The following is a 12,264-nucleotide window of genomic DNA, read 5'->3' as shown; positions in this document are numbered from 1 at the left end:
TTGATGTGTATCAGAAACAAACCTGTAGCCGCTGCCGAAGGCTGCGCTGGTCCAATAAAACTGACACTTCCACTGCGCCCATTTCGGCCCGCGTAGCCTAGTGCCTCGGCAGCGGCTACAGGATTATGGCAACTCGCGGCTGGCGTAAAACGCGCTCAGCACTTTTACCAGATGCGCCAGGTCGTGGCTGCCGCACAGTTCACGAATCGAGTGCATGGCGAACGTCGGCAAGCCGATGTCCACGGTACGCACGCCCAGGTGGCTGGCTGTAATCGGGCCGATGGTCGAACCACATCCCATGTCGCTGCGCACCACAAAGCTCTGCACCGGCACTTCTTCGGCCATGCACAGGTGGCGGAAGAAGCCGGCGGTTTCGCTGTTGGTGGCGTAGCGCTGGTTGCTGTTGACCTTGATCACCGGGCCAGCGTTGAGTTTCGGGCCATGGTTGGCATCGTGCTTGTCGGCATAGTTGGGGTGCACGCCGTGGGCATTGTCCGCAGAGATCAGCAGCGATTTCTGAATGGTGCGTACGAACTCATCACCTTCCGGCAGCAGGCGGCGCAGGGTCTGCTCCAGCATTGGTCCATCGGCACCGCAGGCCGAGCAGGAACCGACTTCTTCGTGGTCGTTGCACACCAGTACGCAGGTTTCATCGGTCTCGGCGGTCAGCAGGGCTTGCAGGCCCGCATAGCAGGACAACAGGTTGTCCAGGCGCGCGCCGGCGATAAAGTCGCCATGCAGGCCGATGATCGCCGCGCTCTGGGTGTCGTAGAAGCTCAGCTCGTAGTCGAGGACCACGTCGGCGTTCAAACCATGCTCGCGGGCCAGCTGATCGGTGAGCACGGCACGGAAATCCACGCGCTCGTCACCGGCAAATTGGGCCAGGATCGGCGGCAATTCGGTTTGGGCGTTGATCGCCCAACCCTGGTTGGCCTCACGGTTGAGGTGAATGGCCAGGTTGGGAATGATCGCGATCGGCGCCTTGAAGTCGATCAGTTGGCTTTCAACCTTGCCATCACGACGGAAGGTGACGCGCCCGGCCAGCGACAGGTCGCGGTCGAACCACGGCGCCAGCAGCGCGCCGCCATAGACTTCGACACCCAGCTGCCAGAAGCCCTGGCGCTGCAACTCCGGCTGCGGCTTGACCCGCAGGCACGGGCTGTCGGTATGGGCGCCGACCAGGCGAATCCCGCCCTGTAGCGGCGAATGCCGGCCCAGCTTGAACGCGACAATTGAGGAGTCATTGCGAGTGACGTAATAGCGACCATTGGCTTCGGTGGTCCACGGCTCGCGCTCGTCGAGACGTTGAAAACCTGCCGCTTCCAGGCGCTGGACAAGGCTGGCGGTGGCATGGAAAGGGGTAGGGGAGGCCTTGAGGAAATCGATCAGGCCTTGGTTCAACTCTTCGCGCATAAGTAGCTCCAGACAGCAGTGGCGCGAGTTTAACGTATTGGCCCAAGGCATTGCAGGGACAACGCGGCGATTGTTGTCCGCTTGCCCCCGCGGCTCAGCCAACCACCAGTTGGCCGCTGAGATAGACGTCGCGCCGTTGCTTGCGCCCCACGTGCTCATGTTTGCTGGGCTGGTAGAACGCGTGGAATTTCTCTGATGAGACGTTTTGTTGCTGGCCCACATACTCATCGACCAGGCGATCGTAATCGGCTTCGGTAATCAGTTTGTAGATTTCCCGCCGATAGAAAAAACCCAGTTGGAAGCCCAGGGTTTCGCTGTGGTGTTGGGCAGGCCTGGCAAAGCAGTTTTCGAAGTCGATGACTTTGAGTTCAGCGTCGACAGTAGGCGGCAGCATGATATTGCCGGCCCAGAAATCCATGTGGATGATTTCTTTCTGGATCAGGGAACCCAGCAGGGCGAAGGCGTCGCGCACGAACTGCTCGATCCTCTCAGGGTACTTTTGCAGCCACTCCACGCCGTTTATGTGGTCTTCCAGCAGGTGGGTGATGATGAAATATTCGTGGGTCAGCCCCAGGCGCCCCTTGGTGTAGCCATAACCCTGCAGTGGAGGCATGTTGACCCCGCGACTCTGGGCTTCCTGAGTGTTGATCAACTCTTCCAGGGGCCAGTCGAAACGCCCATTGCGTTGTGGCTTGCCCAGGGTCACGCGGACTTTCGCCTTGAAACTGTCCAGGGGCTGGACTTTGGCGAACAGTGAAGTATCGGTGGTACTCAGGGGGGCACTGGCACGGGTCTGCTTTTTTTCGTGGCGATGTTTGATGAGTTTTTTGAGCGCTTGAGCGACCTTGCTGGAGGGTTTCTCACGAAGATGCAAGGTGGTGTTCAGAAAGGAAAACGTGAAAGGGTAATCAATGTGAAGATTCATACTGCTGAGCACGCTGGCATCCCGCCTTTATTTCTTCAATTTTGGATCCGAAACTTTTCACATTATTTCACAAAAAATTCACATTTAAGTTACATTTTTTTTGAGTTCTTTCACTACAAGGTGTTTCAAAAAAGCCCCTGGGATGAGGGGCTTTTTTGAGACGGGCGCTGACTCCGGCAAGAATCAGAACGGCGCCGGGCACTCGAAGCGCAAGCGCTCGCCGCTTTGCGGGTGAGTGAAGCTGAGCATGCTGGCGTGCAGGCACAGGCGTGGCCAGGCGGCCAGGGCTTGTGGGTGCGCATACAGGCCGTCGCCAAGCAGGGGGTGGCCGATGGACAGCATGTGCACGCGCAGCTGGTGCGAGCGCCCGGTGATCGGTGTCAGCTCTACCCGGCACCAGTCGCCGCAACGTTCCAGCACGCGCCAGAAGGTCAGGGCGTTCTTGCCAAATTCGTGATCGACCACATGGCGTGGTTTGGTCGGCGGGTCGTAGCGCAGGGGCAGGTCGATGCTGCCGCTGTCCAGTTCCGGCTGGCCCCAGCAGAGTGCGGTGTAGGCTTTTTCCGTTTCGCGGTCATGAAACTGGCGCGAGAGTTCGCGATGGGTGTCGGGGTCGCGAGCCAGCAGGATGATGCCTGAGGTTTCCCAGTCCAGGCGGTGGACGATTCGCGCTTCGGGGTAGCCGTTTTCCTGCAGGCGGGTAATCAGGCAGTCCTTGTTGTCATCGGCCCGGCCGGGCACGGAGAGCAGCAGGGTGGGCTTGTTCACCACCAGTACGGCGGCGTCCTGATGGATGATGCGGATATTCGACAGCGGCATTAAAACAGCCTCGTAACAAACGCCAACGGCGGCTCGGAAGCCTGATGCAGTGCATCAGGTCCCGAGCCGCCGTGGCTCCAGCGGGATCGATCAGCGATCCGGCAGGGTGATATTGAGTTCCAGAATCGAGCAGCTACCCTGGTTTTCCAGGGCGACGTGCACATCATCGGACCCGATATTGACGTACTTGCGGATCACTTCCACCAGTTCCTTCTGCAAGGCCGGCAAGTAATCGGGGGTGCTGCGCTGGCCGCGTTCATGCGCCACGATAATCTGCAGACGCTCTTTCGCTACCGACGCGGTACTTACCTTTTTATTGGCACGAAAGAAGTCAAAAAGATTCATTATCTACCTCCAAACAGGCGCTCGAAGAATCCCTTCTTCTCGACATCAAGGAACCGATGTTCCACGGTTTTGCCCAGCAAACGATCGACGGCATCGCTGTACGCCTGACCGGCGTCGCTCTGGTCGTCGAGAATGACCGGCACGCCCTGGTTGGAGGCCTTGAGCACCGCTTGAGATTCCGGAATGACACCCAGCAGGGTCACGGCGAGGATTTCCTTGACGTCTTCGACGCCAAGCATTTCGCCGTTACTCACGCGCTCGGGGTTGTAGCGGGTCAGCAGCAAATGTTCCTTGATCGGGTCTTCGCCTTTTTCGGCGCGGCGCGATTTGCTGGCCAGCAGGCCCAGCATGCGATCGGAGTCACGTACCGAAGACACTTCAGGGTTGGTCACGACAATCGCTTCGTCGGCGAAGTACATGGCCAGGTGAGCGCCTTTCTCGATACCGGCAGGAGAGTCGCAGACCACGAACTCGAAGGTTTCCTTGAGTTCCATCAGGACTTTTTCCACGCCTTCGACGGTCAGCGCGTCTTTGTCGCGAGTCTGGCTGGCGGCCAGTACGTAGAGGTTTTCCAGGCGCTTGTCTTTGATCAGGGCTTGCTGCAGGTTGGCTTCGCCGTTGACCACATTGACGAAGTCGTACACCACGCGGCGTTCGCAGCCCATGATCAGGTCGAGGTTACGCAGGCCGACGTCGAAGTCGACGATGACTGTTTTGTGGCCGCGCAGAGCGAGGCCGGTACCGATAGCGGCGCTGGTGGTGGTCTTACCCACACCACCCTTGCCGGATGTAACCACGAGAATCTTGGCCAAGGTGTTTCACCCCTAAGGAAAAAGGACTTTTAGCCCCTGAAAAACATCTCTTGAAAACTACTTCAGTCGGACAGCCTGGGCTGGAGTTCGGTCAGCAGCAGGATTTACCCTCGGTAAACACCGCCTATTGCCAATTTCCCACTTCGTTTGAGCCGTTTTCGCTACGTTTTAGAGATGCTTGGAAAATGCGGCAGTATCCGTTAAAGACGAGTGATGTTCAACACGTCACCCGACAGGCTGACCTGCACGCCCGCACCCCATAACGGATCACGTCGCAAGTCTTCGGAAACCTTGTACTGGCCAGCGATGGAGACCAGTTCAGCGCTCAACTGCTGACAGAAAATCCTGGCCTTGGTATCACCCTTGACGCCCGCCAGTGCGCGACCGCGCATGGGGCCGTATACATGGATGTTGCCATCGGCCAGAAGTTCCGCGCCCGGGCTGACCGAGGACACCACTACCAGATCGCCACCCTGGGCATAGATCTGCTGCCCGCCACGTACTGGCGAAGTGATGATACGGGTCGGCTTGATGGTCGGTTCCGGCGGTTTTTCCGGTTTTTTGCGCAGCTCGTTTTCCTGCGGGTCGAGCGGCCGTTCGCGGGCGCCGGAGGGCGGCAGCACCGGCAGGTCGACGGCAATGGCCGCGGCAATGTCTTCGATGCGATTGGCGCGGATCGCCAGGGTACGCAGGCCATGCTGGCGACATACGCGAATCAGGCTCGGCAGATCGACTGCACCTTCGCTGGCCGGCAGTTTGTCCAGGGCCAGCACCAGGGGGGCGTTGCTGAAGAAGTTCGGGGCCTGTGCCACCTTCGCGGCCAATTGGCGATCGAGGCCTTCAAGGTCGTTGCGGGCCAGTTCCAGCACCGTGATGGCGAGCATGCTGCCCTTTAACTGGAACACAGGATCTTGGTCTAGCGATTCGGTTTGGCTCATGGTCGGCATAAAGCGGCTTGTCACTAAAAGTGCCGAGACTTATAACGAGAACGCCCGCGAGCCGCAAGCCGGGTCGAACCGATGTAGAATGCGCGGCCTTGTTGTCTGTCCGGAATCTGTAATGGATCGCCCGCGTTTTCGAGCTGCATTTTTATCCCCGCGTTTCTGGCCGCTGTGGCTGGGCCTGGGCCTGTTGTGGCTGGTGGTCCAGCTGCCTTATCCCTTTATAGTCCGCCTGGGCCGTGTTTTGGGGGCGCTGATGTATCGGGTGGCCGGCGACCGGCGGCGGATTGCCAAGCGCAACCTGGAACTGTGTTTCCCCGAGAAGTCAGTGGCCGAGCGCAAGCGCTTGCTCAAGGAAAACTTCGCCTCCACCGGTATCGCCTTCTTTGAGATGGCTATGAGCTGGTGGTGGTCCAAGCCCCGCCTGGCACGTCTGGCCCACGTCGAAGGGCTGGAGCATCTGAAGCAGGCGCAGCGTGAGGGCAAGGGCGTGATTCTCATGGCTCTGCACTTCACCACCCTGGAAATCGGCGCCGCTCTGCTCGGCCAGCAGCACACCATCGACGGTATGTACCGCGAGCATAAAAACCCGCTGTTCGACTTTATCCAGCGTCGCGGTCGCGAGCGGCATAACCTGGATTCCCTGGCGGTTGAGCGCGAGGACGTGCGCGGCATGCTCAAGCTGCTGCGTGCGGGCCGGGCGATCTGGTATGCACCCGATCAGGACTACGGCGCCAAGCAGAGCATTTTCGTGCCGTTCTTCGGGATTCAGGCCGCCACTGTGACCGCCACCAGCAAGTTCGCCCGCCTGGGCCGAGCGCTGGTGGTGCCCTTCACCCAGCAACGCCTGGCCGATGGCAGCGGCTACCGGTTGGTGATCCACCCGCCGCTCAGCGACTTCCCCGGTGAAACCGAAGAGGCCGACTGCCTGCGCATCAACCAGTGGGTCGAAGCCGCCTTGCGTGAATGCCCGGAGCAATACCTCTGGGCCCATCGGCGTTTCAAGAGCCGGCCGCCGGGTGAGCCTAAGCTCTACGCCAAACGCGGTTGAGTTGATTTCTTTCAGGCCCCCTTGAACGCCATGGACGGAGTGTTGCGATGAGCCCAGTTGAACCGGTCACAGGTCTGATTCTGTCTGGCGGTGGTGCCCGTGCGGCTTATCAGGTGGGGGTGCTGGCGGCGATTGCCGAGTTGCTGCCGGCGGGCGCCGCCAACCCCTTTCCGGTGATCGTCGGCACCTCGGCTGGCGCGATTAATGCGGTCAGCCTGGCCAGCGGTGCCATGGATTTTACTGCGGCCATCCAGCGTCTGACGGCGTTCTGGCAGAACTTCCGCAGCCACCAGGTGATGCGCAGCGACTGGCCCGGCGTGATCAGCCAGGCCAGTCGGTTTGTCGGCCATAGCCTGCTGGGCCTCGGTGCCCAGGTTCCCGTGGCATTGATCAACAGCTCGCCATTGCGCGACTTGCTCAATGATCAGTTGCACCTGTCGGGTATCCAGGAAGCCATTGAGCAAAACCAGTTGCACGCGGTGGCGGTGACGGCATTCGGCTACGAGTCGGGGCAGGCAGTGACCTTCTATCAGGGCGGCGGGGTGATTGATGCCTGGTTGCGCCATCGTCGTGTCGGCGTGCCTACGCGGATCACGGTGGAGCATCTGCTGGCCAGCTCGGCGATTCCGTTGCTGTTTGCGCCGGTCAAGATCGACCAGGAGTTCTTTGGCGACGGCGCCGTACGCCAGTCGGCCCCCATCAGCCCGGCGTTGCACCTGGGCGCACGGCGGGTGCTGGTGGTGGGCGTCAGCGGCAACCCGCGAGGCGCGGATGCTGCCGGGCCGCGCTCCTACACCGGGCAGCAGCCGACCCTGGCGCAGATCGGCGGGCACATGCTCAACAGCACCTTTATTGACAGTCTTGAAAGCGATATCGAACTGTTGCAACGGCTCAATCAGTTCGGCCGCCTGTTACCTCCGGAGTTCGTGGGCAATGGCCTGGGTGTGGCGCCGGTCGAGGTGCTGGTAATTGCCCCGAGCCAGCCGATCGACGAGATCGCCGCCCGTCACCGCCAGGAATTGCCGGCGCCCCTGAGGGTGTTCTTGCGTGGCCCGGGGGCCACCAAGACCAGCGGCGCCGGGGTGCTCAGCTATCTGTTGTTCGAGTCCGGATATTGCAGCGAACTGATCGAGCTGGGACGCAAGGACGCCTTGGCCAAGCGCGAGGAGTTGTCGCGCTTTCTCGGGTTGGCGGCCGCCTCTCCCACTGGGCTGGCAGGAGAGGCAAACCCAGTCACTGGGGCGGGTAATCCCGGATGAACTGGCGGATCACGCTGGCAAAATTCTCATCGGCGGTAAACCCCAGGCTACAGGCGTAGCGGGCACTGAACTCTCCGGGCCATGAGCCGACAATCCGCTCAATGCTGGCATCCGGACGCAGCTCAATGCGTTGCGCCACCTCGTCGCCCGAGACCTCGCGCAAGGCGCCGATCATCTGCTCCACCGTTTGCGACAGGCCGGGCATGTTGATCACCCGGCCTTCAGTCAGGCGCTGCGCCGCCAGCTCATGGCCATGAATCAGGTTGGCAATGGCCTGGGCCGGCGACATCAGCCACAGCCGGGTCCTCAAAGGCACCGGGCAGACGCTGGCCAGGCCATTGAGCGGCTCGCGGATGATGCCGCTGGCAAAGCTTGACGCTGCCAGGTTCGGCTTGCCCGGGCGCACGACGATGGTCGGCATGCGCAGGCTGCGGCCATCGACGAAGCCGCGGCGACTGTAGTCGGCCAGCAGCAGGTCATTCATGGCTTTCTGGGTGCCGTAGGAACTTTGCGGCGCCCAGACCTGATCGTCGTCGACGACCTGGGGCAGTTGCCCGCCGAACACCGCCACCGAGCTGGTCATGACCCACTTCGGGCAGGTGCCCAATTGCCGCGCCCGCTCCAGCAGGCCCTGGGTGGCGCTGAAGTTGACGCGCATGCCCAGCTCGAAATCGCTTTCGGCCTGGCTCGAAACCACGGCCGCCAGATGGAAAATGCTGTCGGTATCGGCGTCGATCAGGTTGGCCAGCACCTGTTCATCGGTGATGTCTCCGCCTTTGACCAGGACCCGAGGGTCCGTGATGCCTTGCACAGGTTCGCGGTCGAACGCGGTGATGCGGGTGATGGGCTGCAACTGGCCGTGGCGGTTGGTGAGCGAGCCGAGTTGCAGCAGGGCTTCGATCAGGCGCCGTCCGAGAAAGCCGGCCGCGCCGGTGACGAGAATATTCATGAGTGACTCCAACTATCAGCGATTGACGAGTTTTCCGGGAATTCTGAAGACCAGCAGGGCACCGATGAACAATGCGCTGGCCATGACGTACATGCCGATCGTGGTGCTGTGGGTCAGGTCCTTGAGAAAGCCCATGAGGTAGGGCGAGACAAAGCCCGCGAGGTTGCCCCAGGAGTTGATCAGGGCAATGCCGGCTGCGGCTGCCGTGCCGCCGAGGAAGGCCGTCGGCAAACTCCAGAACAGTGGCAAGGTGCTGAAGGCACCCATGGCGCCCAGGGTCAGGCCGATCATCGACACCGTGAAATTGTCGCTCCAGGTCGCGGAGATCATCAGCCCGATACCGCCCAGCACGGCGGTCAACGCCAGGTGCCAGCGGCGTTCACGCAGGCGGTCGGCGCTGCGCGAGATCAGGACCATGGTCAGCGCCGCAGCGGCATAGGGAATCGCGGTGAGCATGCCGACTTCGAATATATCGCTGACGCCCGCCTGGCGAATCAGCGACGGCAGCCAGAAACCCACGGTGTAGAAGCCGGCGATCATGCAGAAGTAGATCGCGGTCAGCAGCCAGATCCGCGGTTGGCGGAATACCTGGCGGACGCTGTGCACCTGATGGCCATCGGTCTCGGCTTCGATCCGGGTTTGCAGCAGGGTTTTCTGTTCGCGGGTCAGCCAGCGGGCATCGGCGATGCGGTCGCTGAGGCAGTAGATCACCAGGCCGCCGACCAGGATCGACGGCAGCCCTTCGAGGAAGAACATCCATTGCCAGCCCGCGTAGCCATGCAAGCCGTTGAGGGCGGTCATGATCCAGCCGGACAAGGGCGCGCCGATCAGCCCCGAGAGCGGCACGGCGGTGGCGAACAGGGCGTACATCTTGCCGCGACGGCTGGAGGGGAACCAGTACGAGAGGTAGAGAATCACCCCTGGGTAAAACCCGGCCTCGGCGATGCCCAGCAAAAAGCGCATCACGTAGAACGAGGTCGGCGTGGTGACGAAGGCCATGCACGAGGAAATGATGCCCCAGCTGATCATGATGCGGGCGATCCACAGGCGGGCGCCGACCCGGTGCAGGATCAGGTTGCTGGGAATTTCCACGAGGAAGTAGGCAATGAAGAAGATCCCGGCCCCAAGGCCATAGACCGCTTCGGAGAATTGCAGGTCTTGCGACATCTGCAACTTGGCAAAACCGACGTTGACCCGGTCCAGGTAGGCCACCAGGTAACACAGCAACAGCAGGGGCAGGATGCGCCAGGCAACTTTGCGGTAGGCCACATCCTCGAGGGAGGCAGTGGGTGAGCGGGCAGCAGTTTGCGTCAGTGATTCAGGCATGTCTTTACCCATCCTAGTTTCTTGTTTTGGGTGATTTTGTTTTTATCGGACTCGCTGAGGTGTCTTAGATATCATAATACATCATACGAATTCAATGGTCGGCGACCGGACGCGACGGCTTAACGGAAATCCAGTACCGTTAGCCCATTTGAATACAGAGATACCCATGTCCAAGCCTGATAACTCTTCCCGCGTCGACTCCCTGGCGTCGCTCAAGGACTCGGCCAAGGGCACGCTGGCGGATCAGGTGACGGCCGCGCTCAAGGCGCATATCGCCAGCGGCGAGGCGCTGCCGGGCTCGCGCCTGCCGACTGAACCGGTGTTGTCCGAGCGTTTTGGTGTCAGCCGTACCGTGATTCGCGAGGCGATTTCGCGCCTGAAATCAGCCGGCCTGGTGGAGGTGCGCCAGGGCAGTGGCACGGTGGTCAGCGAGGGCGCCCATATCAAGGCCTTCACCATTGACCTGGACGTGCGCGGCTCGATCGAGGCGGTGCTGCGGGTCACCGAGTTGCGGCGCGGCATCGAAGGCGAGGCGGCAGCGCTGGCGGCGCAGCGGCATACCCAGGAACAGTTGCAGGCCATCCATCAGGCCTTGCTGGCCATCGATGCGGCCGAGCAGGCGGGCCTTGATGGAGTGGAGCAGGACCTGGCCTTTCACTTTTCGATTTCCCAGGCCACGGGTAACCCGCTTTATCCCTCGTTGCATGAATTCATTGCGCAGTTCATCAAGGAGGCGATCCGCATCACGCGCTCCAATGAAGAGCGGCGGCGGGATCTGGCGAGTACGGTGCGTACCGAGCATTTCGCAGTATATGCGGCCATTGCCGCAAGGGATGTGGAAGGCGCGCGGCAGGCGGCTCTGACCCATATCCATAACGCGGTCGAACGCCTGAAAAACGCCGATCCGGCCTTTTGGCAGAGCCCGGGATCGCGCAGTTCCTGAGCACCGGCTCGACGCGGCTTGCCTCAGGCACCGAGGCAAGCCGCATCATCCACGACCTTAGAAGTGGTACTTGACCAGCAGGCTGGCGGTGTCCTGGTTGGTTTCGAAGTTGCGCGAATCCTCGATCCCGTATTTGTTTTTCCAGTAGTCGTACTCGACACCGACGTACAACTGCTTCTCACCCCAGTTCAGCGCCTTGCCCAGGTCGTACTTGATCTGCGGGTTGAAGTGCAGGTTGGCGTGGTAGGTGCCACGGGCGTTCTTGTCGTTGTCCACCACCCAGTCCATGAAACCGTCGATCAGGATGTTCGAGTCGCCCACTGGAATGGTGTAGGACCACACCGGCGTGATCTGCCAGACGTTGTCGCCCGGGCGGCTGCCTTCGGTGTGGCGCTGGTAGAAGTTGAGCTGGAAGTAGTCGAAGCCGGGGATCGCCAGGTCAAAGCCCGGGCCGATCAGGTATGACTCGTTATCGCCTTCGCCAAACTCGTAAGTCAGTGCCAGCAGCACGTCCTTGATCGGGCCGAACTCCAGTTTCTGGTCGAAGATCTTGCCGAACGACAGGCGTGGGCTGAACTCGCCGTAGTACGTATCCGGGCCGACGTTGCCGTCTTCCTTGCCGTTGTAAAAGATGCGGTCGAGGAAGAAGAAGTTGTCGCCGTATTTCCAGCCATCGGCGTGTTCGAAAGTGACGGTCTGCTGGATTTGCGGATTGACTTCGAAGTTCTTGCCGTACAAGTAAGTCAGGCTGTTGTTTTGCCATTGCAACAGGTCGCCGGCCATGGCCTGGCCCCCGGCCAGCAAGGATCCTGCAAGCATCAGGCGTGTGCACGTATGTTTCATTCGGTTGCTCCCAAAGTTAAGTGGTCCGACGTTTTTTCAAATGGGCGCTCTGGTGTGGCGCCTTTTTTAATTGCAGTAAAAGTCATCCATTCGGTCAGCTTTATTGCTGATAGCAAGAGCTGAGCCAACGCGCTTAAAAAGCAAAAAAACTCCCGCTCGGCTGTAGCGAAACAGTCGATTGAGAGTGGATTCGGCTTGAATTCAATGCGCCTTGATACTGTCCAGGGCCTGGGTAAGTTGGCTTTCTGGTCAGGTTTTAGATCCGGGCTTTTTTTTTCACCGGATATGCGCGGTCGCGGAGAATACTGGCTCCCGTGACCTGGCTCAAGTGCCCCGCAACAGCGCACTTGAAACAACTTTGGGGCATGTTTGGCCTGGCTTTGGACTGGGGTCCGCAAAGAGGGGGAGTCCTCACGTGGCCAATGCCGGGCATTTTGCGGCCCAGGCGCGGGCACAGCCCTCCAGGGCTGGTTGATGGCCACCGACGGTTCGGTGCTCGTCAGGCAGCGAGAGTGTGGAGCGCGCATCCTGTGGCCTCTGTTGTTTTTATTGTCAGGGCGTAGGGGGCCGGCGCCAGCTCCCGGGTGTCGACCGGGGTGGGCGTGCGGTGCAGCAGGTGAGCGGGGCGAGGCGTTGCT

12 protein-coding genes are annotated in these 12,264 nt (G+C 60.7%); 3 read left to right on the top strand and 9 right to left on the bottom strand.

What is annotated here, in order from left to right; all coding sequences use genetic code 11:
- Positions 1 to 123: 123 nt before the first annotated feature.
- The 6 genes from JFU57_RS31825 to minC all read right to left on the bottom strand — a co-directional run bounded on the left by JFU57_RS31825 (position 124) and on the right by minC (position 5,252).
- On the bottom strand, positions 124 to 1,413 hold the full coding sequence (locus tag JFU57_RS31825) for a M18 family aminopeptidase (RefSeq protein WP_078470752.1): 1,290 nt from the start codon (positions 1,411 to 1,413) through the stop codon (positions 124 to 126).
- A 94-nt stretch (positions 1,414 to 1,507) separates the two neighbouring features.
- Entirely contained in the window at positions 1,508 to 2,350 is an 843-nt protein-coding gene (locus JFU57_RS31820; RefSeq protein ID WP_446739667.1) for a lipopolysaccharide kinase InaA family protein, read from the bottom strand.
- 171 nt (positions 2,351 to 2,521) lie between these two features.
- Positions 2,522 to 3,157: an RluA family pseudouridine synthase gene (locus JFU57_RS31815; RefSeq protein WP_020295539.1), complete on the bottom strand. Its 636-nt coding sequence runs from the start codon at positions 3,155 to 3,157 to the stop codon at positions 2,522 to 2,524.
- A gap of 90 nt (positions 3,158 to 3,247) precedes the next feature.
- Complete coding sequence (gene minE, locus JFU57_RS31810) at positions 3,248 to 3,502, bottom strand: cell division topological specificity factor MinE (protein ID WP_019693048.1); 255 nt, start codon at positions 3,500 to 3,502, stop codon at positions 3,248 to 3,250.
- Positions 3,502 to 4,314 carry a septum site-determining protein MinD gene (gene minD, locus JFU57_RS31805; RefSeq protein WP_020295538.1) on the bottom strand — a complete coding sequence of 271 codons (813 nt, stop codon included), beginning with the start codon at positions 4,312 to 4,314 and terminating at the stop codon, positions 3,502 to 3,504. The genes minE and minD overlap by 1 nt, the downstream gene beginning before the upstream one ends.
- Positions 4,315 to 4,514: 200 nt before the next feature.
- Complete coding sequence (gene minC / locus JFU57_RS31800; RefSeq protein ID WP_201131945.1) at positions 4,515 to 5,252, bottom strand: septum site-determining protein MinC; 738 nt, start codon at positions 5,250 to 5,252, stop codon at positions 4,515 to 4,517.
- A gap of 121 nt (positions 5,253 to 5,373) precedes the next feature.
- On the opposite strand from minC, the gene JFU57_RS31795 reads away from it, so the two are divergent.
- On the top strand, positions 5,374 to 6,306 hold the full coding sequence (locus JFU57_RS31795; RefSeq protein WP_201131944.1) for a lipid A biosynthesis lauroyl acyltransferase: 933 nt from the start codon (positions 5,374 to 5,376) through the stop codon (positions 6,304 to 6,306).
- Positions 6,307 to 6,353: 47 nt separating this feature from the next.
- The gene (locus JFU57_RS31790; protein ID WP_201131943.1) at positions 6,354 to 7,565 is read left to right on the top strand and encodes a patatin-like phospholipase family protein; all 1,212 of its coding nucleotides are present in this window, start codon (positions 6,354 to 6,356) and stop codon (positions 7,563 to 7,565) included.
- Here the strand turns inward: JFU57_RS31790 and denD are convergent.
- Complete coding sequence (gene denD / locus JFU57_RS31785; protein ID WP_201131942.1) at positions 7,540 to 8,514, bottom strand: D-erythronate dehydrogenase; 975 nt, start codon at positions 8,512 to 8,514, stop codon at positions 7,540 to 7,542. The two genes, JFU57_RS31790 and denD, sit on opposite strands and share 26 nt — an antisense overlap.
- Positions 8,515 to 8,529: 15 nt before the next feature.
- Positions 8,530 to 9,840: an MFS transporter gene (locus JFU57_RS31780; RefSeq protein ID WP_201131941.1), complete on the bottom strand. Its 1,311-nt coding sequence runs from the start codon at positions 9,838 to 9,840 to the stop codon at positions 8,530 to 8,532.
- 166 nt (positions 9,841 to 10,006) lie between these two features.
- Here JFU57_RS31780 and JFU57_RS31775 point away from each other — a divergent pair, with 166 nt between their 5' ends.
- Positions 10,007 to 10,783 carry a FadR/GntR family transcriptional regulator gene (locus tag JFU57_RS31775; RefSeq protein WP_207202255.1) on the top strand — a complete coding sequence of 259 codons (777 nt, stop codon included), beginning with the start codon at positions 10,007 to 10,009 and terminating at the stop codon, positions 10,781 to 10,783.
- A 57-nt stretch (positions 10,784 to 10,840) separates the two neighbouring features.
- Here JFU57_RS31775 and JFU57_RS31770 read toward each other — a convergent pair whose 3' ends face one another.
- A complete protein-coding gene (locus JFU57_RS31770; RefSeq protein ID WP_078470746.1) occupies positions 10,841 to 11,626 on the bottom strand; it encodes an outer membrane protein OmpK in 786 nt (261 codons plus the stop codon).
- Between the last annotated feature and the right edge of the window lie 638 nt (positions 11,627 to 12,264).

The sequence above is a fragment of the Pseudomonas sp. TH07 genome, assembly GCF_016651285.1.
GTDB lineage: Bacteria > Pseudomonadota > Gammaproteobacteria > Pseudomonadales > Pseudomonadaceae > Aquipseudomonas.
The sequence above is the reverse complement of the archived record's forward strand: the minus strand, read 5'-3'. Positions and strand labels throughout refer to the sequence as shown.